Origin of the sequence: Tenacibaculum xiamenense (assembly GCF_964513065.1) — a bacterium.
Lineage (GTDB): Bacteria > Bacteroidota > Bacteroidia > Flavobacteriales > Flavobacteriaceae > Polaribacter > Polaribacter xiamenense.
Genome location: NZ_CAZEQU010000016.1, coordinates 321,692 through 344,664 on the forward strand (window position 1 = coordinate 321,692; position 22,973 = coordinate 344,664).

Annotated in this window: 23 protein-coding genes and 1 tRNA gene; 19 read left to right on the top strand and 5 right to left on the bottom strand. The window is 32.0% G+C overall.

Annotation, left to right across the window (positions count from 1 at the left end):
* Window positions 1–145 precede the first annotated feature (145 nt).
* From ACKTTV_RS08155 to ACKTTV_RS08170, 4 genes are read right to left on the bottom strand one after another with little or no spacing between them, the layout of a single operon-like run.
* Window positions 146–3,607 (bottom strand): efflux RND transporter permease subunit, encoded by a 3,462-nt coding sequence (locus tag ACKTTV_RS08155; protein WP_408030335.1) that lies wholly within the window; start codon window positions 3,605–3,607, stop codon window positions 146–148.
* A gap of 18 nt (window positions 3,608–3,625) precedes the next feature.
* On the bottom strand, window positions 3,626–4,798 hold the full coding sequence (locus tag ACKTTV_RS08160; RefSeq protein WP_408030336.1) for an efflux RND transporter periplasmic adaptor subunit: 1,173 nt from the start codon (window positions 4,796–4,798) through the stop codon (window positions 3,626–3,628).
* Window positions 4,799–4,805: 7 nt separating this feature from the next.
* The gene (locus tag ACKTTV_RS08165; RefSeq protein WP_408030337.1) at window positions 4,806–6,149 is read right to left on the bottom strand and encodes a TolC family protein; all 1,344 of its coding nucleotides are present in this window, start codon (window positions 6,147–6,149) and stop codon (window positions 4,806–4,808) included.
* A gap of 7 nt (window positions 6,150–6,156) precedes the next feature.
* Complete coding sequence (locus ACKTTV_RS08170) at window positions 6,157–6,762, bottom strand: TetR/AcrR family transcriptional regulator (protein WP_408030338.1); 606 nt, start codon at window positions 6,760–6,762, stop codon at window positions 6,157–6,159.
* 138 nt (window positions 6,763–6,900) lie between these two features.
* Here ACKTTV_RS08170 and ACKTTV_RS08175 point away from each other — a divergent pair, with 138 nt between their 5' ends.
* The 14 genes from ACKTTV_RS08175 to ACKTTV_RS08240 all read left to right on the top strand — a co-directional run bounded on the left by ACKTTV_RS08175 (window position 6,901) and on the right by ACKTTV_RS08240 (window position 15,424).
* Entirely contained in the window at window positions 6,901–7,872 is a 972-nt protein-coding gene (locus ACKTTV_RS08175) for a polyprenyl synthetase family protein (protein ID WP_408030339.1), read from the top strand.
* A gap of 52 nt (window positions 7,873–7,924) precedes the next feature.
* Window positions 7,925–7,998 (top strand) — tRNA-Ile (locus tag ACKTTV_RS08180).
* A gap of 193 nt (window positions 7,999–8,191) precedes the next feature.
* Complete coding sequence (locus ACKTTV_RS08185) at window positions 8,192–8,713, top strand: hypothetical protein (RefSeq protein WP_408030340.1); 522 nt, start codon at window positions 8,192–8,194, stop codon at window positions 8,711–8,713.
* A 70-nt stretch (window positions 8,714–8,783) separates the two neighbouring features.
* A complete protein-coding gene (locus ACKTTV_RS08190) occupies window positions 8,784–9,365 on the top strand; it encodes a hypothetical protein (RefSeq protein ID WP_408030341.1) in 582 nt (193 codons plus the stop codon).
* Window positions 9,366–9,448: 83 nt separating this feature from the next.
* On the top strand, window positions 9,449–10,282 hold the full coding sequence (locus ACKTTV_RS08195) for an alpha/beta hydrolase family protein (protein WP_408030342.1): 834 nt from the start codon (window positions 9,449–9,451) through the stop codon (window positions 10,280–10,282).
* A 22-nt stretch (window positions 10,283–10,304) separates the two neighbouring features.
* Window positions 10,305–10,643 (top strand): hypothetical protein, encoded by a 339-nt coding sequence (locus ACKTTV_RS08200; protein WP_408030343.1) that lies wholly within the window; start codon window positions 10,305–10,307, stop codon window positions 10,641–10,643.
* Window positions 10,644–10,662: 19 nt separating this feature from the next.
* Window positions 10,663–11,172 carry a TrmH family RNA methyltransferase gene (locus ACKTTV_RS08205; protein WP_408030344.1) on the top strand — a complete coding sequence of 170 codons (510 nt, stop codon included), beginning with the start codon at window positions 10,663–10,665 and terminating at the stop codon, window positions 11,170–11,172.
* Window positions 11,169–11,675: a hypothetical protein gene (locus ACKTTV_RS08210; RefSeq protein WP_408030345.1), complete on the top strand. Its 507-nt coding sequence runs from the start codon at window positions 11,169–11,171 to the stop codon at window positions 11,673–11,675. The genes ACKTTV_RS08205 and ACKTTV_RS08210 overlap by 4 nt, the downstream gene beginning before the upstream one ends.
* Window positions 11,676–11,722: 47 nt before the next feature.
* Complete coding sequence (locus ACKTTV_RS08215) at window positions 11,723–12,271, top strand: DUF4738 domain-containing protein (protein WP_408030346.1); 549 nt, start codon at window positions 11,723–11,725, stop codon at window positions 12,269–12,271.
* Between the two features lie 68 nt (window positions 12,272–12,339).
* A complete protein-coding gene (locus ACKTTV_RS08220; protein WP_408030347.1) occupies window positions 12,340–12,924 on the top strand; it encodes a hypothetical protein in 585 nt (194 codons plus the stop codon).
* Between the two features lie 131 nt (window positions 12,925–13,055).
* Window positions 13,056–13,523 carry a GNAT family N-acetyltransferase gene (locus ACKTTV_RS08225; RefSeq protein ID WP_408030348.1) on the top strand — a complete coding sequence of 156 codons (468 nt, stop codon included), beginning with the start codon at window positions 13,056–13,058 and terminating at the stop codon, window positions 13,521–13,523.
* A gap of 93 nt (window positions 13,524–13,616) precedes the next feature.
* Window positions 13,617–13,991 carry a hypothetical protein gene (locus ACKTTV_RS08230; protein WP_408030349.1) on the top strand — a complete coding sequence of 125 codons (375 nt, stop codon included), beginning with the start codon at window positions 13,617–13,619 and terminating at the stop codon, window positions 13,989–13,991.
* A 42-nt stretch (window positions 13,992–14,033) separates the two neighbouring features.
* Window positions 14,034–14,606 carry a Crp/Fnr family transcriptional regulator gene (locus tag ACKTTV_RS08235; protein ID WP_408030350.1) on the top strand — a complete coding sequence of 191 codons (573 nt, stop codon included), beginning with the start codon at window positions 14,034–14,036 and terminating at the stop codon, window positions 14,604–14,606.
* A 71-nt stretch (window positions 14,607–14,677) separates the two neighbouring features.
* Window positions 14,678–15,424, top strand: coding sequence for a DJ-1/PfpI family protein (locus tag ACKTTV_RS08240; protein WP_408030351.1), 747 nt, complete (start codon window positions 14,678–14,680; stop codon window positions 15,422–15,424).
* A 184-nt stretch (window positions 15,425–15,608) separates the two neighbouring features.
* On the opposite strand, the gene ACKTTV_RS08245 is transcribed toward ACKTTV_RS08240, so the two are convergent.
* Complete coding sequence (locus tag ACKTTV_RS08245; RefSeq protein ID WP_408030352.1) at window positions 15,609–17,768, bottom strand: FG-GAP repeat domain-containing protein; 2,160 nt, start codon at window positions 17,766–17,768, stop codon at window positions 15,609–15,611.
* A gap of 328 nt (window positions 17,769–18,096) precedes the next feature.
* Between ACKTTV_RS08245 and ACKTTV_RS08250 the strand changes: the two genes are divergently transcribed.
* The 5 genes from ACKTTV_RS08250 (at window position 18,097) to ACKTTV_RS08270 (ending at window position 22,919) form a co-directional block, all read left to right on the top strand.
* Window positions 18,097–19,116 (top strand): metal-dependent hydrolase, encoded by a 1,020-nt coding sequence (locus ACKTTV_RS08250; protein ID WP_408030353.1) that lies wholly within the window; start codon window positions 18,097–18,099, stop codon window positions 19,114–19,116.
* A 67-nt stretch (window positions 19,117–19,183) separates the two neighbouring features.
* Entirely contained in the window at window positions 19,184–19,834 is a 651-nt protein-coding gene (locus ACKTTV_RS08255; RefSeq protein ID WP_408030354.1) for a DUF2459 domain-containing protein, read from the top strand.
* A gap of 164 nt (window positions 19,835–19,998) precedes the next feature.
* The gene (locus ACKTTV_RS08260) at window positions 19,999–21,162 is read left to right on the top strand and encodes an FAD-dependent monooxygenase (protein WP_408030355.1); all 1,164 of its coding nucleotides are present in this window, start codon (window positions 19,999–20,001) and stop codon (window positions 21,160–21,162) included.
* Between the two features lie 168 nt (window positions 21,163–21,330).
* Window positions 21,331–21,891 carry an RNA polymerase sigma factor gene (locus tag ACKTTV_RS08265; RefSeq protein ID WP_408030356.1) on the top strand — a complete coding sequence of 187 codons (561 nt, stop codon included), beginning with the start codon at window positions 21,331–21,333 and terminating at the stop codon, window positions 21,889–21,891.
* A 65-nt stretch (window positions 21,892–21,956) separates the two neighbouring features.
* Window positions 21,957–22,919 carry a FecR family protein gene (locus ACKTTV_RS08270; protein ID WP_408030357.1) on the top strand — a complete coding sequence of 321 codons (963 nt, stop codon included), beginning with the start codon at window positions 21,957–21,959 and terminating at the stop codon, window positions 22,917–22,919.
* Window positions 22,920–22,973: the final 54 nt, after the last annotated feature.

The following is a 22,973-nucleotide window of genomic DNA, read 5'->3' on the forward strand; positions in this document are numbered from 1 at the left end:
TTTTATAAATGTACACAAAAAACTAAATAACAACACATTACACACAATCATGATCACTATTAGATGATATCAAATGGCTAACTATTAAAAACAAAAAAGCTAAAACATTACTGTTTTAGCTTTTTCTGTTAACAAATAAATTTAATTAAAGACTTCGTAACCACATTTTAAACTTAGTTACTAAATAGAATAAAATTGGTACTACAATTAATGTTAAGAAGGTAGCTATGAATAATCCGTAGATTACTGTCCAAGCTAATGGTCCCCAGAAAATAACATTATCACCTCCCACGTAAATATGTGGGTTAAATTCAGAAACTAGCGTATAGAAATTAATATTCAACCCAGTCGCTAAAGGAATTAATCCTAAAATTGTGGTAATTGCAGTTAATAATACTGGACGTAAACGAGCCTTACCTCCTCTAATAATTGCTTCACTTAAAATATTTACATTCACATAATCATTTTCAGCAATGTTATGCTCCACTTTTTTACGATCGATTAATAATTGGGTATAATCTAACAATACCACTCCGTTATTTACAACAATACCTGCAAGAGAGATAATTCCCATCATGGTCATCATAATTACGAAAGGTTTCGCAGTAATAATTAGCCCTCCAAATACTCCTATCAAACTCAAGAAGATTGCCAACATAATTATCGCTGGTTTTGACACTGAGTTGAATTGGAAAATAAGAATAAAGAAAATTAAACCTAACCCAGCAAAAAATGCTCCCATCAAGAACTTCATCTGTTTCTCCTGTTCTTCAATCTGTCCTGTATAATCGATTTTTACGGTTGATGGTTTTTCAGTAAATGATTTCATTTCATTTTGAATTTTACCCACAATAGCCGCAGCATCGGTGTAACCAGGAGCTAGTGCTGAATACACAGTAACGATACGTTTTGCTTGCTTATGCTTAATCGCACTGAATCCTGAAGTATTCTTTTGCTCAGAAACCGCTGATACTGGAATTGTCTTTACTTGACCATTCGATGGGTCCCTGAAGGTAATTTTCTGATTGAAAATAGCACTTGTATTATAACGATTATCCTTATTGAAACGAACATAGATATCATAATCCTCACCATCTTCTTTATAAACACCTGCTTTTGATCCGAAGATAGAATTACGTAATTGTTGACCAACTTGTGCTGAACTTACACCTAGCTCCCCAGCCTTCTTTCTATCAACATTTACCAACATTGCTGGCTTTGATTTATTTACATCAATCTTCAACTCATCAATACCTGGAATGCTCTTGGTATTTAAATAATCGCGCATTTTCTCTGCAGTAACGATTAATTCATCGTAATCCTTACCTTCTAACTCTATATTAATTGGATATCCTGCTGGAGGTCCAACAGCATCTTTTTCAACAGAAATTGATAAACCAGGATAAATACCTTTTAAAGCTTCGGTCACTTTCTTTTGAAGTTCTTTACTATCTGCTCCTCTTCTGAACTTATACTCTCTCATAGAAGCTGTTATTTTACCTCTATGTGGCATTTCAGCTGTAGAACCTCCATCTGTTTGAGGGTTTCCAGAACCTGCTCCTACTTGAGAAACGGCGCTTTCTACTAAGAAGTTATATCCATTATCAACATACTCTGGAGAATTTAGAACAGCATACACACGCTCTTCTAAATCTTTCATTATCGTATTTGTTTTTTCAATATCGGTTCCTTGAGGGTATTCGATATATACAATAATCTGGTTCGGAGTGTTATCCGGGAAAAACTCTACTTTGGTTCTTTGGCTTCCAATAGAAGCTCCAAATCCACCAAACGCAAAGAATAATAAAAATACGGTTAGTACTGCAATTACTATTGGTCTATATCCCTTTAAAACAGCTCTTAATACTCGCTCGTAAAAACGCTCCCAACGAGGCAATATTTTATTTTGAAAGGCATTTGCCATCGGTCTTAATGCCGTTCGGTAAACCCATAGCATAACCGCTGTAAATAACATGATTGTTCCTAAAGCTCTATAAGCTCCTCCAAAAATTACAATTAGCAATCCTAAACCTCCAACAATTGACGATAAGGTTATGATTCTTTTTAATGGCATGCTCTTATCTTCAGTACTCATAAATTGAGATACCATCACAGAGTTAAAAAAGATAGCCACAAAAAGAGAAGATCCTAGTACTACCGATAAGGTAATCGGGAAATAAATCATAAACTGCCCCATTGTTCCAGGCCACATTCCTAAAGGAACGAATGCCGCAACTGTAGTTAATGTTGAAATAATAATTGGAAATGCAATTTCTCCAATCCCTTTCTTTGCCGCCTCAATTCTAGACATTCCTTCATCCATCAAACGGTATACATTCTCAACAACTACAATCCCGTTATCTACCAACATTCCTAACCCCATAATAAGTCCGAAAAGAATCATGGTATTCATTGTGTATCCCAACCAATCTAGAATCATCAACGACATGAACATTGACATAGGAATTGCAAACCCTACGAATAAGGCATTTTTAAATCCTAAGAAGAACATTAGAACCAATACCACTAGAATAACTCCAAAAATGATATTGTTTACTAAATCATCAACCTGACCAATTGTTTTTGAAGATTGGTCGTTAGCTACAGTAACCTTTAAATTCGTTGGAAATACGTTCGCTTTCGTTTCTTCAACAATTACTTGAATTTTCTCAGCAGCTTCCACCATGTTCATTCCTGAACGCTTCTTCACATCAAGCATAACCACTGGAGCACCAAATTCACGCGCATACGTAGTTTTATCTTTGTCTTTAAAAGTAACGATTGCGATATCTTTTAAATAGATCGAATTTCCTCTTTCAGATTTTACTACGAAATCTTGCAATTGTTGTGGATCTTCAATTTCTCCTAAAATACGAATAGTACGTCTTTGCCCACTAGCAATTAAGTTACCTGCTGACATAGTTAAGTTTCCACGGCTTACAGCATCAATTACATCTTGGAAACTTACTTTTGCAGCCATCATTTTATAAATATCTACTGCAATTTCAACCTCTTTCTCCTCTGCTCCACGAATGTCTACCTTTTTTATCTCAGATAAATTCTCAATTTCGTCTTCTAAGTATTCTCCATATTCCTTCAATTTATCTACTGGATAATCACCAGAAATATTAATGTTAAGAATCGGCATTTCTTCTGAAAGACTCAATTCAAAAACATTAGGCTCTACTTTAGCTCCGTTAAACGTTGGCCAATCTTCACCAGAAACCTCTTGATCGATTTCATCTTTTACTTTTTGCTTTGCTTGATCAACAGAAATTTTCTCATCAAACTCAACAATTACCATCGAGTAATCTTCTTGTGATGTTGAAGTTACCTTCACCACATTACTCACGGTTTTCAATTTATCCTCTAAAGGATCTGTAATTAGTTTCTCAATATCCTCAGCTGTGTTTCCAGGATAAATGGAACTTATATAAATTTTGGTTTCTCTAATCTCAGGGAAATTCTCTCTTGGCATGCTAATAAAAGCCGATATCCCAAGAATGAAAATCAATGTAATTAAGACATATATGGTCGTTTTATTACCAATTGCCCAAGAAGATAAGCCAAATTCTTTATCTACTTGTTTTTTTTGCTTTTCAGTCATTAGTCTTCAATTTTATGATTATTTGGCAACCTCTAATATCTTCACCTCTTGGTTATCTTTTACGCTACGAGCACCTTCTTGTACAATTTGAGCACCAACCTCCAATCCTGATAACACTTCAATAATATCTCCTTGCGTTTTCCCAGTAGAAATAATCACTTGTTGTGCCTTTCCTACTTTATCCTTTACATCTTTTACAACATATACATACTGTTGTCCTTTTGCATTTTCTGAAATAATGCTTTGAGGAATTAAGATTGATTTTGGGTTTGTGTAATCGTTAATTCTAAGTTTAGCAGTTAAGTTCGGCTTGATAGTTCTATCTTTATTTGAAACTCCCACCTCAACTTTAAACGTTCTATTTGCTGGATTAATAAAGTTTCCTGCCTGACGAACTTTTGATGTTACTGTTTTACCTAAAATTGGAAATTCAACCTGAACCTCTTTACCTTTTTTAATTGAACTTATATAACTTTCTGGCACATCAGTTTCAATGTACATATCACTTAAGTTTACAACTCTGAAAACTTCTGAACCTTGCCCAGGAGCTACCACTGTACCTTGTTCTTTAATTACATCATCAACAATTCCTGTGAAAGGTGCTTTAATAACACTTTTCCCTAATTGCTGCTTTAATTGATTTGCTGATCTGGTTAAAGCTTCATAGTTTGTTTTTGTTTGTAAGTATTGAATCTCAGATCCAATTTTTTGATCCCATAATCTTTTTTGACGATCATAGGTTGTTTTCGCTAAACCTACTTGTGCTTCTACTTGCGCCAACTGTTGTCCTAAACCTCCATCATCAATTTTAGCTAAAGCCTGTCCTTTAACAACGCGCTGCCCCTCTTTTACGTAAATTCTTACTAATTGTCCTGGCATTTCTGGATACACCAACACATTTTTCTTCGTTTGAACGTTACCTTGAAGGTCTAAATAATGTGTAAAAACGCTTTCTTCTGCTGTAAAAGTTGTAATTAACGGAACCTTTTTACTCGTATCTAACTTAGCGATTTCATCATTTAACAACTTGATTTGGGCTGCTAATTCTTGTTGTTTTTCGCTTAACTGATCTTTTTTTGTTCTAATTTGTTGTAAATCCTGTGTACCTATTACAGACTCTACTGATTGCTCTTTGCTTCCACATGAAGCTAAAACTGAAGCAATAACTATATATGATACAATCCTTCTCATTAGTTGATTATTTTATTGGTAAGTTTAATGCGTTTTCTAATTTTGCTTTTTTGGCAATCACATTTAGCATGGATTGCACGTAACTATTTTGTTGTGAATACAGTTGATTTTGAGCTTGAAGTAAATCGAAACTAGTTGATATTCCTTCGAAAAACTTCACTTGTTGTTTCTTTTCAATACGTTCAGCCAATCCTAAATTCTTTTTTGCTGTTTCGTAATTCTCAATACTTAATTGATATTCACTTTTAGCTGATTCAGCTTGTAGGTTTAGTTTTTGACGAACCTCTTCTTTTCTGATTTCTGAATTCTCTAGTTCAATTCTTGCTCGTGCTGTTTTCGAATGTCTTCCCAAACTACTAAAAATTGGAACATTCAAACTTACTCCTAGTAACGAGTAATCGAACCAACGTTGACTTGTATTGAAGAAGGTGAACGTGTTTGAGTTCGTATTTGCACCGTAATTCACAAAAGCAGATAAACTAGGCAAAGCTTTACTTTGTTCTAACTTCATCAACAATCGCTTACTCTCACGATCGTTTTCAGCCATTTTAAAATCAATATGATTCTCAACATTAAACTTCTGAGATAACAGACTTAAATCAGTATTTGAAAGTACCAAATTATCTAACGTATCGGTTAAAACTAATTTCTTCTCAATAGAATTTCCAAGAGCAATGTTCAACATTTTATAAGCAATGAACTTCATTCTTTTTGCGTTGTTCAAGTTATTCTCCACATTCCCTAAAGTGATTTGTAACTGCTCAACATTTTCTTGCTCGGTTAAACCATTCTCATAGATTTTCTCGGTTTCATTTAAGTTCTTTTTTAGAACATCACGATTTTTCTCTAAAATAGAAATAGTTTTTTCAGTAACTAAGACATTCCCATATGCATTAATTACTGCTTCCCTTGTAGCCAATTCCGTTTTCTCTTTTGCTTGTTCCGATATTTTCAAATAGGTTTTAGCTGATTGTAATCCTACTAAATATGAACCATCAAAAATTAGCTGAGTTAAAGTAACCGAAGCGTTCATGGTTTGTTTTGGCACAAAAGTTACCGGAACAAAAGTCCCTGGTTCACCTCCAGCTAATTCAGCTGGCAAAAATGACACCTGTTGTTTTAACCAATTTTGATAATCTAATTTACCATTAATTTGAGGCAATCCAATGGTGGTTGTTTCCCATTTTCTTTGCTTCGCAGCATCAATATTTTTAGCAGCTACTTTATTATCGTAATTATTTTTTATCGCATAATCAATTGCTTCTTGCATTGATAAATGCATCTCTTTTTCTTGTGCGAGTAATACACTCGTAAAAAAGAATACAAATACACCGTATATGTATTTTCTCATTGTTTCCCTATTTTTGATTTATGATTTTCAATTGTTTTTCTAACTCTTTAAGCCCTTTTTCAGTGGCAATTGCTCTTACATGATATTCCAAAACTTCATATTCTGCTTTTATTATTTCTTGCATATCTAAACCATTATCTCCTTCAAAAATCCCGAAGATTAAGGTAAAATAGAATCCGCTGATTAATTCCTTTTTTATTTCACTTCTATATAGTCCTTGTTCTATTCCTTTCTCAAGATTATCTAAATTACAATCTCGAAAAATGCAAACCTCTCTTTCCATAAGCTTTTCATACGTTTCAGGATAGTACTTCTTCAACTGAAACATTGGTGAATTTTTAGCATTTTTAAACATTTCATTAAAAATTGCTTTTACCGTAAATTCTTCTTCAATAGCATTGTAATTCTGAGACTTGATAAATAAAATTGCTTTATCTATTGACTCTTGAACAGAAACCGTTGCCGCATCAACCAAAGCAGCTTTATTGGAAAAATACTTATACAAAGTCTTTTTTGATATGCCCATTTCAGAAGCTATATCGTCCATTGTCACGCTCTTAAAACCATAGTTTAAGAACATCTCCCCCGATTTTTCTAAAATTTTATCCTCCATTTTTATCCATCTTTTCGAATGCAAATGTACATCAGGAAACTTTAGAAACAAAAAAAGTTTCCATAGTTTTAGCGATTTTTTAACATAGCGTTATGCTTATACTTTTTGTTTAGCTTATTTTTACCAAAAATTTGAAATTTGGATTTACTAAAGTATCACTCAGACTTCTTGGCATATCTAGCCGAGCAAGACTTTAAAAGAGAACCTAAAAACCTTTACGAACCTGTAGATTATATTTTACAATTAGGCGGAAAACGTATTCGACCAATTCTTACTTTAATTGCAGCTGATATTTTTTCTGGAAACTTTAAAAAAGCACTTCCTGCGGCCTTAGCTGTTGAAGTTTTTCATAATTTCACCTTAGTTCATGACGATATTATGGATGATGCTCCTTTAAGAAGAGGAAAGCAAACGGTGCATGAAAAATGGGATATTAACACAGGAATTCTTTCGGGAGATGCCATGTTAATTTTGGCTTATCAGTATTTTGAAAATTACGAGCCGACTATTTTTAGAAGATTAGCTCAGTTATTTAGTAAAACGGCATTGGAAGTATGTGATGGTCAGCAATTAGATGTAGATTTTGAAACTAGAAATGATGTTACTATTGAAGAGTATATCAAAATGATTACTTTAAAAACATCGGTTTTAGTTGGTGCTGCTTTAAAAATGGGTGCTATTGTAGCCGAGGCTGATGAAGAACAAGCGCAACATTTATACGATTATGGTATGAACTTAGGGATTGCTTTTCAGTTACAAGATGATTATTTAGATACTTTTGGTGATCCAGAAACGTTCGGAAAGCAAGTTGGTGGTGATATTATTGAGAATAAAAAGACCTATTTGTATTTAAAGTCTTTGGAAGTTGCTAATGATTCAGATAAAGAAGATTTAATTTCTTTTTATAATAACGAAGAAAAAAATATTGAGAAAAAAGTTAGCCAGGTTTCCGCTATCTTTGAACGCAACAATATTCCTGACTTCACAAAGCAACTTATTGAAAGCTACACAAATAAATCATTTGAGTATATTGACAAGCTTTCTATTAGCGATGAAGCCAAGGAGGCACTACGCAATTTTGGACTGAATTTAATGAATAGAAATGTGTAAAAACTGTTTGTTATTCTAAAAAAGTTTATATATTTGCAAACCCAAAACAACAGGTCCTATAGCTCAGTTGGTTAGAGCACCTGACTCATAATCAGGGGGTCCATGGTTCGAGCCCATGTGGGACCACCTTTGGCAAAGCATCAACATCTAGTTGATGCTTTTTTGTTTCTATCTATTCTTTACACTCATATTTTTTAACTTTCTAAATATCAATCCCTATTATTATTAACGATACCCAAAAGATTCGGTTATCAGGAAGTATAAATTGTGTAAATGTTATATTTGTTTGGATATAACTAGTTATACAGTATCAGAGAAGATGAGACAAAAACAAACAAAAACACATAATGATAATATAGATTACTTGTCATCATTTATAGGTCTCACCATTGACTCTGCATTTCAAGAACAATACTTTTTTGAAGGTAAGTTAAATGAAGAATCAATGGGAACATTAAAACTTATTTTTTCAAATGGACAAAAATTTACTTTTGATTGTGATGGAAACGCTGAATCTTTGATTATTAGAAAAGATGGATTTACAGATAAAGGGATATTAGAAAGTAACATTGAAGATAATAGATATAAATGGAAAGAAGTTGAATTCATAAGTTCGAATGCACTATCCAACTTCGGGAATGTGATAAATGTATATTTGGAGGAGTTCACGAATGAATTTGAAACGATTCAAAGTGGTTGCAAAATTGAATTTAAGAGTGGCGACTACCTGCGTATTTGGACTAAAGAATCGGACAACATCTTTTATGGTTTGAATAAAAAACCACCCTATTTGAAAAATGAGAACTTAAAAATTGAATTAAAAACACTGTACAACCATTGAATAAAAACAACAAAGTAACAAAGCCTAAAGCGCATTAAAACACAGTTTAGCCAAAGCGTTGTGGTGCATTATGAAAATGACAGATAAAAAGGAAGCAATATCGATTACCGAGTCTTTTATTCGTGAAAATGAAGTATACAATAGCTTTGTCGTTGATTCAGCAAATATCATCGAAAGAGAAGCTGTTTGGTATGTCCCTTTTAAAGAATTGAACCCCAATCCTGATAATATATTAGTGGGAGCATATAACGGACTAATTGTAGACAAAAATTCAAATGAATTCATGCAGCCGGGAAGTGCTCTTGACCTAGAAACATGGATGTATGGCTTTAAAATTGGTTTGAGAGGTGGTAGACAGGACCTACTAATTGAAAAGATTAATGATTATAGAGCTACTTTAGAAGTATTGGACAAACTTGGACTAACATATGTTAAAATTAAACTTGAAGGCAAAACAGAATGGAAAATTCCGAAGGATTTTAAAAGAAAAGAGATAAAGAAGAGATTAGATAAATTGCCTTGTATTTTTAAAAATCAGGCTTTCACTTTTTCGATTGACGAATTTAAACAGATACGAAATGAAAGAATGTTTGAATACAAACTATTGAAATCTGAAAACACAGATCAAAACATACTAGGAGAACTAATATAATGATTGAATAAAGGCAACAACAAAACCTAAAATGCATTAAAACGTAGTTTAGCCAAAATGTTGGCAATTATTAAAGAGAAGAAATGAAACAAATCAAAATACAAACAAATTCAGAAACACTATCTGCATTTCTTTATGAAACCGTAAAAGATGACACTATACTTATTATCGCCTCAGCAACGGGTGTGAAGCAGGAGTATTATCAAAAATTTTCTAGGTATTTGTCTGAAAACGGAGTTTCAGTTCTCACATTTGATTATAATGGTATTGGTCGTTCATTGACAAAACCAATTAAGGAATTAAACACCAATGCTGCCGATTGGGGAAAGAGCGACCTAGAACATGTTCTCCAATATGCTATAAAAAACTACCCCAATTCGAAAAAAGTAATTCTTGGACACAGTATCGGTGGTCAACTTATTGGGCTAGCTAAATCTTCAACTAAATTTAATAAAATAATACTTGTTGCTGCACAGTCTGGATACTGGAAATTTTGGAAAGGAATTGGTAGAATAAAAATGTGGTTTAACTGGTATATTTTGTTCCCTATCCTTTTAAACTTATTTGGATACCTCAACTCAAAAAAGCTGAGTGGAATGGAAAATCTACCTAAAAATGTAGCTAGTCAATGGAAAAATTGGTGTAAAAACCCAGATTATATACAAAGTGATGAGTCGATAATGTTAAAATACTATGATAAAATTAAAATTGATATTAGCGCATTTAGTATCGAAGACGATAGTTTTGCTCCTCAAAAAGCGGTAGAATGGATGACTAATCAGTATCGAAATTCAAAAGTCAAGTCAACTCATTTAAAACCCATTGATTTTGGAGTTAAAAAAATTGGCCATTTTGGAGTGTTTAAAAACAAGTTTAAAACTACAATTTGGAAAGTACTTCTGAATGAGATAAAATAACAAACAAAAACTAAATTGAAAAATGAACTTATACGCACATTGCAAATCTTGTAAAAAGGATATTAAAATAAAATCAAGTGCTTCTACTCGACCTGATTTACAAATGGAAAAAGGAGATGAATTTAACGTAAATTGTCAAAATTGTGGAAAAATGGAAAAAAAACATGTGAATGACATAAAAGCGGAGCCTAATAATACAATTATTCTTATCGGAGTTGGAATAGGTATTTTAGTGACAATTTTCTTGTGGATTTATTTTGGAGCAATCGGAACAATAAGTGTAATAATTCCTATTCTTTTTTGGCAACAACAGATGAGTGCGACAAAGTCCTTTAACTCATACATGATTAGAAGAAAATAACTTCGAAAACAATTGAAAATTGACTGAAAATTTTGAACTTATTGCAGTTTTAGAAAATCCGAATTTTATCATAAACATCGGTAGTGTTATAAGAAACATACATGGACTTGGAGTAGATAAACTATTCGTAATCGACGGGCAAAAAAGACTTGAAGATAATCTTGAAGAGCTACGAAAAAGAAAATCATTATTAAAACATTCAAACGGGGCGGTAAAATGGACAAACATAAAAGTATTCACCGAAACTGAAACGTGCTTCGATTTTCTAAATAAAAATGGATTTATTTCTGTAGGAACTTCTCCTCATAATATTTGTAAAAAACAGGTAAAACTCACTGAATCGAATTTAGTAGCCCCAAAACTTGCTATTTGGTTTGGTGAAGAATCAAAAGGATTAAGTGAAACCGCAGCAAGAATGTGCGAATATTGTTTAACCATAGATATGAAAGGAAAAGTTGAAAGTTTTAACCTATCCACCACCACTGGAATTGTAATGTACGAAGCGATAAAACAAAGAGAGAAAAAATGAAAGACTTAAAGGAGATTATAAAATTAATATCCAAAGACGATAATTGTAAAGTTTTTAAACCAAATCCCAAATTAATAATTAAAAGGAAAATACCTAAAGACTTAGACTTATTCTTTAAACTAACAAACGGTATTAATCTATTTGAAAACGAACCATTTGGGATTGAAATTATAGGAAAAGAAAATTTTATATCTACTAATGAGTATCTTTACCCAAAAGATGATGTTATCTGGGAAGAACTAGAAGGAGACATCACCAATAACTGGTTTTTAATTGCGAAAAGTGAAGAACTATCCCAATACATTAGCATCGATTTAACGGATAACAAAAACGGAAACTGCTACGACAGTTTTCTCGACACACATGGAGAAGAAGGACTATCAGAGATTGTAGCTAATAACTTTACTGAGCTACTTTGGAATTTATATAAAAGTAAAGGAAAAGGAGAAAGTTGGTATTGGATTAAGAAGGAATTTGAAAAAATCGGTGATGCTTTTGATTAATAAAAAAACGACAATATCTAAACATCATTGAAATAAAAAAACTAGTAATGAAACATCTATTCATTTCAATATTGATAATATTCTCATCGAGTTGCTCAAGAAAAAAATCCGAGAAAACACGACCAGATTCCAAATCTCAATCGCAACTAAAAACGGACACTATTATTTCTTACTGGCAAACAGACTATGATACAATCTCTAAAAATCGAGAAATCAAGATTGAGAATGAACTATATCAACTAGAACTTACAACTTACTCCTTAAATGATAGTTCAATCATTAAGACTAATAAAAACTATAAAGAGGTTTATCATAACTGGGCAACAGAAATTATACTTACGAGACTTAATGATACTGTTTTATATAGAAAATTAACTAAAAAGCCTTTCAAAGACAGTTTAAATCCAGAATTTTATAAATTGGCTATTTTGACCAATATTGAATACGATGGGATACGTTCAAATAGACTTTTTTTTAAAGGAGAATTGAATGTCCCTGACACTGATTGGGTAATTGGAAACAACTTTGGAGTTTTCTATAAAACTGAACAAAAGAATAAAATTCAATCATGGAATTATGAAGATATTGGATTATAAAATCCGCTTGCTTAAATTTCAACAAAATACGCGTTATACCAATAGCTAACCACTAACAAAAAAAGTAATTGAAAACAAAACAAACATATTTAAAAGGAAAGTCTGTTTTTATAGTTTCATTGCTTGTTATTGGAATTACAATTTTGACTGTTTATTTGACAGGTATAAACTATAACAGAACAGTAAATTCGAATCTATACTTATCTCTATCTATAATCGGAGCCGCTCTTTTCCTATTTATGACTTATGGTCTTTATAATGGAATTACCATAAAAAACAATTTTCCAAAATTTAGAGAATTTAAAACTGGTGATTTAATTCCTCAATCTGGAACCGTACCCGAGTTGCCAAGTATTGAAGTTGGAAATGGAATTGGTGAATTAATACTATCGGTTTTAATGTGGATTGGAATGACAATTTTGATGTTCCTATTTCTGATTCTACTGGAAGCTTTTTTCTGGATTTCAATTTTCATAATTTTAGGAATGCTCTACTGGATATTTTTCAGAGCGCTAAAGCTTGTTTTTTCTAAATCTTTAGAAACCAAAGGTAATTTAGGCATTTCCATGATCTATTCATTGAGTTACACAATTATGTATTTAGGATGGATATTTGGAATTGTATATCTAACTGAAATAATAAGTAAGGGCTAATATAATGTATTGCTAATTCCAACTAAGTTTTCACTCTCAATTAAACCTTATCAATTATCTTTAGGGCACAACGAAAAAAGACTCATGTCTTTTTTCTATAAAAATCGTGTATAAACTTATTTGCAAATAGAATGAATATAAGACCTTATAAGAAAAAAGACCGCGCTGCCTGCATGGAAATAATTAAGAGTAATACTCCTGAATTTTTCGCAATGGACGAGGTTCCTCTTTTTGAAGAATGGCTAATTGCCCAGGAAAAAGGATTATTAGCTCACGACGTTTCTGAAAAAGAATATTACTTTGTCCTAGAAGACGACGATAATGTTCTAGGTTGTGCAGGATACTTACTTGTAAAAAACTCTAACGAAATATTTCTTTCATGGGGAATGGTGAACCGAAAATTTCAAAAATTGGGTTATGGTAAAAAGTTACTAGAATATAGATTCAAGTCTATTTCTCAAAATTATCCAGATAAGAAGATAGCTCTAGCTACAACACAAGATATTGCTCCATTTTTCGAAAAATACGGTTTTAAAACAACAAACATAAAGCCTAAATTCTATTCCGAATCTTTGGATCGCTATGAAATGGAAAAATAACAAACTACTAACAATATTACCTAAAACACTGACTCAGATATAAGTCATTGTACTACCCTAACTAAAAAACCAACAGAAGATAAAAACTATAACATGAAAAAAACGGTAAAAAACTCACTCTCGATCGAATCAATGATCTATGATAATATTAAAAAATCTCAAGAAATTTCCGAAGCTATTGTAGAAGAAGGTAATATTTTAAAAATTCAGGTTGAATTGAACAGAAAACGAGCTGAAGCTGAAATGAACGAACTAAATGCAAAAATCAGTCAAGAACTAGCCATTGCTGAAAGAATTAAAAATGCTGTCGACGTTGAAATTGAAGAAATATACGAGAACTCAAATCAACATAAATTAGGAGGTGGAATATCTCAAAATAGAGCTGATATTGAAATTGGAGGCGGTAACAGGAAAGTAGCAAAAAGAATCTATAAATTCAAAGGGAATGTTAACCGTACTGAAGGGTAAATTTTCTACAAATAAAGCAAAAATTGAAAAATTGAGAAATCAATGAACCAAAATTTGACTGAATACATAAAAAGATATGTTTCTCTAACTGAAACAGAAATTGAAACCTTTTATTCTTACCTAAAACCAAAAACAATAAGTAAAAAGAGCTTTTTACTCAAAGCTGGACGATATTGCAAATCGAGATACTTCATCACGAAAGGATGTGTCCGATTATTTTACATAGATAATAAAGGAAATGAACAAATTATACACTTTGCTATTGATAATTGGTGGACTACCGATTATGAAAGCTTGATAAACAATAAACCTTCAACCTTAAATATTCAGGCAATTGAGGATACCGAATTGCTTGAACTACCACAAGAAACATTTGATGATTTGTGCAAAAAAGTTCCAAAAATCGAGCGGTTGTTTCGAAAAATAATGGAAAAAACTTACATCGCCACTCAAAAAAGGATTGAATATATCTATAGCCTTAAGGGAGAGGAGCAATTTCGTTTATTTATATCCAAAAACCCTGAATTTTCCCGACGAGTTCCTCAATATATGATTGCCTCCTATTTAGGAATGTCTCCAGAATTTGTAAGTAAAGTAAGAGCCAAAATAAAATGAGTTCGTTTCTTAATCTTGATTAAGTTTTTTCACTCAAAAAGTATAGACCTTTGTTCAAAACCAGTTTAAAAATGAATAAAATACTTATACTTATTGTTACTCTAACAACCATAAGTTGTAATCTCAAAAGCTCAAACGAAAATCAAAAAAATGAGAATTTAAGCAATATCAAAAGTGAAAAAAGCATTAAAGCTAAACACATAAAACCATTCAAAAAAGAACTTCCTACAATTGGTCTTTTAATGTACCATGGCGTTTTACAGGGAGAAGTAGTTGCTACATCAGACGTTTTTGCAAAGCTAGACAAAGACGGCAATCAACTTTTCAATGTTATCACTATCGCGGAAACTGAAGAGCCAATCGTAACTGAAGAGGGAATGAAATTTGTTCCTGATAATACTTTTGAAAACTGTCCTGAGTTAACTGCTTTATTTGTGCCAAGTGCCTATGACATACATACTCAAGTAAACAACGAAAAGATTATTCAGTTTATAAGACAAAGAAATCACGAAGCAAAATACATCGTAAGTAATTGTGCCGGAGCTCAACTAATTGGAAAATCACGAATTGCTGATGGTCACAAAATCGTTACTTGGATTGGCGGAGGAGAACAATTACAAAAGGATTACCCCAAATTAAAAGTACAAAACGACAGTCTGGTTTCCTTTGTGGAAGACGGAAAGTTCAGCTCGTCTAATGGAAACTTGGCAAGTTATATTTCTGCCTTAAAATTATTAGAAAAGATGACAAGTCAAAAGCATAGAAAATTTGTAGAAAGCTATCTCTATCTCGACCGACTTCAAAATTGGAAGAATTAAGAACGACCATTTATCAAAAAAACTGAAATCTTAAAGTAGGTAGAAACAAAACATAGTAAAAAAACACCTATTGACAATTCAAAAAAGCATACCAAAACATCAAATTCCCCCATTCAATTCTTAATAATATTGGTGCAAGTAGTTAAAACTATTTGCACCAATACTATACTTGTAAATCAAACTCTTAATCTCCTCTGGAAGAAGCCGATCTACATTTTGTATTACATCCATCATCGGTCTGACAAAGTGAACATTGATAGTAAGTAACCATACCTGGCAGCGCTAAAAGCTCATCATATGTAAATCCTAGTTTATCAAATACTGCCTGATAAAAAGGTAAGCTCATCTCACGGTTAGCATCTAATATTCCTGTAATAGCATCTCCATCATTAAAAATCACATAAGAAGTTAACAATTGCGTGTTAGTAGTAAAGTAAGAAGAAGAATTCCAAGGCCAACCTGCATTATGTTTATAAACTATTTGATTTACAGTTTTAGATGGCTTGGCATAATTGGTCGAAGGTAATCCGTAAGTATGACCGCCTCCTCCAAGATGAGTATCTCCAGGGTCATAAAAAACAATATTACAAGCTAATGGAATAAGATCTGTATACAATTGCCTTTCATAAGCTTTGGAAGAACTTTTCACCATTTTTGTTAGTTGATCTTCGCTGATACCTGCTGAATAAAGTCCTAACTTCATATAAACAGAATAATCATTCATTATCAAGTCTCTCAAAGTACTTATTTGAGTAATGGTTTCTTTAAAAGTATCTTTTAATTTAGTTTCAATATTCGCTATAGCCACATCCAATTTATCACTTATATTTCCTCCATTACTTGTACGTGAAAGATTAAATAAAGCAGATAATACTAAAGGAGCATATGGATTCTCATCACCAAGTCCTATTTCAAAAGCACTCTGAGCAAAGCTAAATATGGTTTTTTCAACAACCTCTCCTGTACTTATAGTCGCATTGGTAGTTCCTGGTAAATTCACATTAGCAACCACACTGGAAACAACATTGCCTTTAGAAATAAATAAAGGATTTATATAATAAGTACTTAAACTAGTAAACAAAGCTCCAATATCAGCAACAGCCTGAATTTCCTTTTGTAATTCTTTCTTCACACTTTCGAAAATCTCTTTACTTCCACAGTTACAAGAAGTTTTATCATAGCTCGGCCATATCACTGAACCCCAACTAATATTTACAGCCTTATAAAAGCTTCGTATATCACCATTACTTCCAGGATATAATTTATTAGAAATCCATTGATATGCTACTAATGAATCACCTGAATATTCAGGAGCCGATTTTGGGCTTGTTTTTGAAATACACATAGCTTTCCTCAAATTTTCGGTAGAATTAGACTGTTCTAAAAAATATCCAGAATTCGGACTTAAAACAAAATCATTATTACTACAACAAGGATTCCAATCTTTTTTAGGGTCACCTCCATGCCAAGCTGTTTGATTACCAAACCCTCCAGTACCATGACCATATTGAATGTACCAGTTATACATATTATTTGGATTATAAAACCCAATATCACCTTTCCCATCGTTATTAAAATCACCTGTAAACGGATTATTATTACTAAAAACTCCCCAGTTAAAAGCAGTTTGATTACCAAATGCACCTCCACCAGTGTTATATAAAATATACCAATTACCTAATCCATTAGGATTATACAAGCCAATATCCCACTTACTGTCTCCATTAAAATCACCTGTAAATACCTTACCATTTGGGAAAACTCCCCATGCGAAAACTGTTTGGTTATCAAAACTCCCCGATCCACTTCCGTACTTGATAAACCATTCCCCTTTTAAATTCGGGTTATACAAACCGATATCCCACTTACCATCCCCATTAAAATCACCGGTATACGGAACTCCATTATTACCATCAAGTCCAAATGGTCCCCAATTAAAAGAAGTTTGATTCCCAAATGTACCCGACCCCGTATTATATTGAATATACCAATTACCTAACCCATTAGGGTTATACAGACCAATGTCCCACTTACCATCTCCATTAAAATCACCTGTAAATACTTTACCATTTGGAAATGATCCCCAAGAGAAAACTGTTTGTCCGCTAAAAGAACCTACTCCAGTGCCATATTTTATAATGAAATTTCCCTCTTCAACAAGATAAACACCGATATCATAATTCCCATCACCATTGAAATCTCCAGAAAATTGATTTGATTGACCAAAAAGAGATAAAAATGAGGTTGTCAACAAACATGATAAAAACAAAAGTCTATTTTTCGTTAGCTCTTTAAAAGCCAACAAATTGCCCCCTCTAACTTTAATATTTTTAATTTTATTCATTTTAATTATTTTTTAATTCTACTCTATTTAACATAGGCTTTTCGAAGTTCGCCTTAATAATCAAAAGTTATGTAGCTACTATATTGACTGATTTATTTTTGATTACTCTTCGAAATTGAAAAAATAAAAGACTGAATTGTAAAAAAATGTAATAAGCGGAGCGGTTTCTTTCCATAAAACACTAAATCTAAAGCATAAAAGAAATCCAGCAAATATTAATTAACGCTATAACAACATATGAAAAAATAGTTATTATAAAATTGTACCATGAGTATAACAAGGGATTATCTTTGCCTTTTACCCGAATAGATCAAACCCCAATATTGGAATGGATTCTCTAACACAAATCGTACTAGGAGCAGCAACCGCTGAAGCCGTTGTTGGTCGTAAAATTGGCAACAAAGCCTTACTCTTTGGAGCCATAGCTGGAACTATTCCTGATTTAGATGTATTGGCAAGTCCTTTATTCAGTGATGTAGGAGAGTTGATTTTCCACCGTAGTTTCAGTCACTCGTTATTATTTGTGATCTTCGGAGGTTGGTTTTTCGCCTATGCCTCCTGGAAAGTTTTTAAATGGGAAAAACTCTCCTTTAAAGACTTATTTCTTGTATTTTCATTTTGCTTCCTCACTCATATTTTATTAGACACTTGCACCACGTGGGGAACACAATTGCTATGGCCATTTACCTCTTATGGCTATGCTTTATACAATGTATCTGTGGTAGATCCTTTTTACACTGTTCCTTTTCTCCTACTTTTGATCATTATCCTTTTTCTTAACAAAACAAATCCTTGGCGAAGTAGACTGAATTGGTTAGGTATTATTTTAAGTACTTCTTATTTATTTGCTGGATTATTTTTACAAAGTAAAGCAAGCTCAATATTTAAAGAGCAACTAGAAAAACAAGGAATTCAATTAGAAGAAATGATTACAAAAACAACTCCTTTTAATATTATTCTTTGGAGTTGTTCAGCAAAAACTTCCAAAGGTTATTATACTGGGTTTTATTCCCTTTTTGATAAAGACAATAAAATTGATTTTGCCTTTGAACCGGCTAATAAACAATTACTCGAACCTTATCTTGACAATACCGAAGTACGAACTCTTATAAAAGTGACCAAAGGGTATTATTCTGTAGAAACCATGGATGACGGTATATTAATGAATGATTTAAGGTTTGGGAAATTTAATGGCTGGCAAGGCAATAAAAATGGAGAATATGTATTTAAATATACTATAACTCCCTTGGAAAATGGAGATTTAGGCATCAAACAAATAAGCTATAGAAAACCCGTAGACAAGACTTATGTAAAAGCTTACATTGATAGAATTTCGGGGGTAAAATAACAGTAAACGAAGCAATCTACTAGTTCTAAAGAAATAAGTATATTTAACTAAGCATAAATATTTTAAAATGAAATTGCTAAAGAAAATCGTAAAATACTTGTTCTATGTTTTAGCTATACCAATTCTCTATGTTTTGGTTTCATTGATACTAACATTCATTACGGTAGATCGAGAAATTAAAAACCAAGTATCAGATAAAACCATTTACCTTAATACAAATGGTGTTCATTTAGATGTTGTGATTCCAAAAGAAAATATCAATAACAAATTACTCAAAGGCATTCGCCATAAAAACTACGAACGCTATCTCGCTTTCGGTTGGGGTGAAGAAAACTTTTACTTGAACACTCCTAATTGGAGCGATTTAACTTTTAGTAATGCCTTTAAAGCTTTATTTTTAGAAAGCTCAACACTAGTACATATAACTCGTTATCGAAGTATTCAACCCGATTGGATCGCTATAAAAATTAGTTCCTCTGAATTAAACAAACTAAATTCCTACCTACTCAACTCGTTTCAAAAGGATACATTAGGTTCGAAAATTATATTAGAAGATAAAGGTTATTCTTTTCGAGATGACTTTTACAGAGCAAAAGGAAGCTACTCTTGCTTTAAAACATGCAATAGTTGGGTGAATTCTGCTTTTAAAGAAAGTGGTTTAAAAGCTTGTCTTTGGACACCTTTCGATTTCGGATTAATGAATAAATACAAACAATAAATCAAAAACAACTACCTACTCCTGAATTTCTATTTACTAAAACAAACACTTAATTTTACTTGTCATTAACTTATACAAGTCAATACTATTTATCAATTTTTAAAGTTTATTTACCAGCTAACCTTAACCAAAAGTTATAAGACTATTTATAACGCTACGAAATTATGCATCAACCAAAAAACAAAATAGGAATTGTTGGAGGAGGAATTGGAGGACTTACAACCGCCCTTACTTTAAAGAATCAGAATATCCCTTTTCAACTTTATGAAAAATCAAATGCTTTTAAAGAAGTTGGTGCTGGCATTGGAATTTCATCAAATGCACTCAAAATTTTTGACAAGCTACACATCGGAGATGAACTAAGATCAAAAGGGCATTTATTAAAAAAAACAATCCTTGCAACTCAAAGTTTACAAACCCTAAAAACCATTCCTTTTCCAGAGGAAGTCTATTGTATACATAGAGCCACACTTATCGACACAATTACAAACAAGTTAAATCCTGATTCTTATAAATTAGGTAAACATGTTAAATCCGTAAAAAACTCTGATCAGGTAAAAGTGGAATTCACAGATAAATCGACTGAAAACTTTACTACTTTAATAGTTTCTGATGGTATTAATTCTACAATTAGAAAATCTATATTCCCTAAAATTAATATTAGACATACTGATCAAATTATATGGAGAGGAATTACGGACTTTGAAATAGATTCTTATTTACAGCACAATTACTTCGAGCTTTTTGGAGACTCCCTTCGTTTTTTATTTTTACCCATTAACAACCATCAACTATTTTGGTTGGCTATTCAAGATAAAACAAACTTCTCGAAACCTTCCGAAATAACCATAAAAAAACATCTTTTAGAAACCTATAAAAGCTTTTCTCCGCTTGTCTTAAAAATGCTCCAAAAAACAAAAAATGAAAGTATTTTACAAAATGAACTTTCAGACATTCAACCTAGTTATAAGAAATGGTATCAAAAAAATATCGTTTTCATAGGTGACTCAATACATGCCACAACTCCTAACTTAGCACAAGGAGCCTGCCAAGCTATTGAAGATGCCTATACGCTGGGCATTTGTTTAAAGAACAAACCTAACAATGAAGAAGCTTTTTCACTCTATCAAAATGTACGTTTAAATAAGGTGAAATATATTGTAAAAAATTCATGGCAATTAGGGAAAATGGCATTGACTAAAAATAATTTACAAAAAAAACTATTATATCTAACTCTAAGGATGCTACCCAAAAGCATCTATCAAAAAAGGTTTAACAAAATAAATAATATTGACTATTTAGGTAAAATTGAAATGAATATGAAATAGATTTATACAATAAAAAGTTTAAAAAAATCAGTTTTTAGAAAATCAAAAAATCTCTTGATTATCCTAAACCTGAGCATTGCTTTTTTACCATCTCTTAACATTAAATGTTAAAAACTTCAATTTAATCTCATCTTACATGTCATTTTTTTTCGTTAATTTGTTGACATCATGTCATCTAAAACACATAAGGGGAATATCAATTTTTTAGCGAGACAAATTAAAAACTCAAACAGTTTTGCGTTTGAAAGGTTGTTTGATTTGTTGTGGGAACCGCTATATGTATTCGCCAAATCACTCTTATTAGATGAGGAAATTGCTAAAGACATTGTTCAAGAAGTATGGATAGATTATTGGAAAAGAAGAGAAAAAATTGAAACAACAAACATAAAGGCGTTTCTACATCAAGCTGTAAGATTCAAAGTCTATAATCATTTCAGAGATCATAAGTTTAAAAATATACACATTGATGTTATTTCTGAACTTGAAACAACTTCAAAAATAGAAGACAAACACAACGTAGAAGAAAGAATTTTTAAAATCAATTCTGCCTTAAAAAACTTGTCTCCAAGATGTCAACAGGTTTTTAGTTTGAGTTTATTTGAAGGACTTACAACAATAGAAATTGCTGAGTCTCTTGGAATTTCAAAAAGAACTGTGGAAAACCAACTTTCAATTGCTAGAAAGACTATGGAGTCTCTAATTTCTATTACTCTTTTATTTATTTTTTAATTTTTTTTTAAAAAGTTTGTGAAAAAACATTCTGTTTCGGTATTCATATATGTAACGTAATGAATATGCATACAGAACAATTTAAAAAATTAATTGAAAAACAACTCCAAGGAACATTAACCAAGGAGGAAGAGAAAGTATTTCATGAATTTGAAAACAAGCTACTTAAACAAAACGAAAATAAAGTTTTCGAAGACGATCAGCATCGCAATCGTATTAAAAGTGATATTAAATCTTCAATAGCTCGAAGAAAAAAACGAGTTTTAACCTTCAAAATACTGAAAGCAGCAGCGTCTATTGCCATTCTATTTTCATTAGCGTCTCTATATTTTCTGAATAATACTCATAATGAGCAACAAATTGAAATAGCTCAAAATGATGTAAAAGAAACACAATATGGACAAAAGTTTACACTTACACTTTCAGATGGAACCATTGTCAAATTAAATTCAGACAGTCGTATAATTTATCCTAAGAAATTTTCTGGTTCAACACGTGAAATAGAGCTTGAAGGAGAAGCTTTTTTTGATGTAGCCCACAACCCTGATAAACCATTCATTATTAAAACAGGTGATTTATCCACTAAAGTTCTCGGAACATCATTCAATATTCAAGCATATAAAGAATCAAAAAACATCGAAGTAACACTTGCCACAGGAAAAGTTGCTTTGTACAATAAAAACAAACTTACCTCAAATCTAACACCTTCGGAACAAGCCTCTTTTAGCAAAACAAGCGGAGAACTTAATATTAAAAAAGTAGATATTTCAAAATATATTGAATGGAAAGAAGGAGTACTTCGATTTGAGAACACATCACTAGCTGAAGCTTCAATAAAATTAGAAAAATGGTTTGGTGTTCAATTTAAATTTGAAAATGATCAAATCAAAAACTGCCACTTTACTGGTGTATTTAAAAATGAAAGTTTACAAAACATACTAGATAATATTTCTTTTATAAAGCCAAACATTACCTACAAATTTAATAACGATAAAAACGTAACAATTAATGGAAACTGTACCAACTAAAATATATATGCCTATGTAACATACGAACAAAATAAAAGCAGCCTGTTTACAATA

What these genes read in the sequence shown, in the direction of transcription:
- ACKTTV_RS08155 (WP_408030335.1), bottom strand. Translation starts at nt 3,607, where the DNA reads ATGACTGAAAAGCAAAAAAAACAAGTAGATAAAGAATTTGGCTTATCT.
- ACKTTV_RS08160 (WP_408030336.1), bottom strand. Translation starts at nt 4,798, where the DNA reads ATGAGAAGGATTGTATCATATATAGTTATTGCTTCAGTTTTAGCTTCA.
- ACKTTV_RS08165 (WP_408030337.1), bottom strand. Translation starts at nt 6,149, where the DNA reads ATGAGAAAATACATATACGGTGTATTTGTATTCTTTTTTACGAGTGTA.
- ACKTTV_RS08170 (WP_408030338.1), bottom strand. Translation starts at nt 6,762, where the DNA reads ATGGAGGATAAAATTTTAGAAAAATCGGGGGAGATGTTCTTAAACTAT.
- ACKTTV_RS08185 (WP_408030340.1), top strand. Translation starts at nt 8,192, where the DNA reads ATGAGACAAAAACAAACAAAAACACATAATGATAATATAGATTACTTG.
- ACKTTV_RS08190 (WP_408030341.1), top strand. Translation starts at nt 8,784, where the DNA reads ATGAAAATGACAGATAAAAAGGAAGCAATATCGATTACCGAGTCTTTT.
- ACKTTV_RS08195 (WP_408030342.1), top strand. Translation starts at nt 9,449, where the DNA reads ATGAAACAAATCAAAATACAAACAAATTCAGAAACACTATCTGCATTT.
- ACKTTV_RS08200 (WP_408030343.1), top strand. Translation starts at nt 10,305, where the DNA reads ATGAACTTATACGCACATTGCAAATCTTGTAAAAAGGATATTAAAATA.
- ACKTTV_RS08210 (WP_408030345.1), top strand. Translation starts at nt 11,169, where the DNA reads ATGAAAGACTTAAAGGAGATTATAAAATTAATATCCAAAGACGATAAT.
- ACKTTV_RS08215 (WP_408030346.1), top strand. Translation starts at nt 11,723, where the DNA reads ATGAAACATCTATTCATTTCAATATTGATAATATTCTCATCGAGTTGC.
- ACKTTV_RS08225 (WP_408030348.1), top strand. Translation starts at nt 13,056, where the DNA reads ATGAATATAAGACCTTATAAGAAAAAAGACCGCGCTGCCTGCATGGAA.
- ACKTTV_RS08230 (WP_408030349.1), top strand. Translation starts at nt 13,617, where the DNA reads ATGAAAAAAACGGTAAAAAACTCACTCTCGATCGAATCAATGATCTAT.
- ACKTTV_RS08235 (WP_408030350.1), top strand. Translation starts at nt 14,034, where the DNA reads ATGAACCAAAATTTGACTGAATACATAAAAAGATATGTTTCTCTAACT.
- ACKTTV_RS08240 (WP_408030351.1), top strand. Translation starts at nt 14,678, where the DNA reads ATGAATAAAATACTTATACTTATTGTTACTCTAACAACCATAAGTTGT.
- ACKTTV_RS08245 (WP_408030352.1), bottom strand. Translation starts at nt 17,768, where the DNA reads ATGAATAAAATTAAAAATATTAAAGTTAGAGGGGGCAATTTGTTGGCT.
- ACKTTV_RS08250 (WP_408030353.1), top strand. Translation starts at nt 18,097, where the DNA reads ATGGATTCTCTAACACAAATCGTACTAGGAGCAGCAACCGCTGAAGCC.
- ACKTTV_RS08255 (WP_408030354.1), top strand. Translation starts at nt 19,184, where the DNA reads ATGAAATTGCTAAAGAAAATCGTAAAATACTTGTTCTATGTTTTAGCT.
- ACKTTV_RS08260 (WP_408030355.1), top strand. Translation starts at nt 19,999, where the DNA reads ATGCATCAACCAAAAAACAAAATAGGAATTGTTGGAGGAGGAATTGGA.
- ACKTTV_RS08265 (WP_408030356.1), top strand. Translation starts at nt 21,331, where the DNA reads ATGTCATCTAAAACACATAAGGGGAATATCAATTTTTTAGCGAGACAA.
- ACKTTV_RS08270 (WP_408030357.1), top strand. Translation starts at nt 21,957, where the DNA reads ATGCATACAGAACAATTTAAAAAATTAATTGAAAAACAACTCCAAGGA.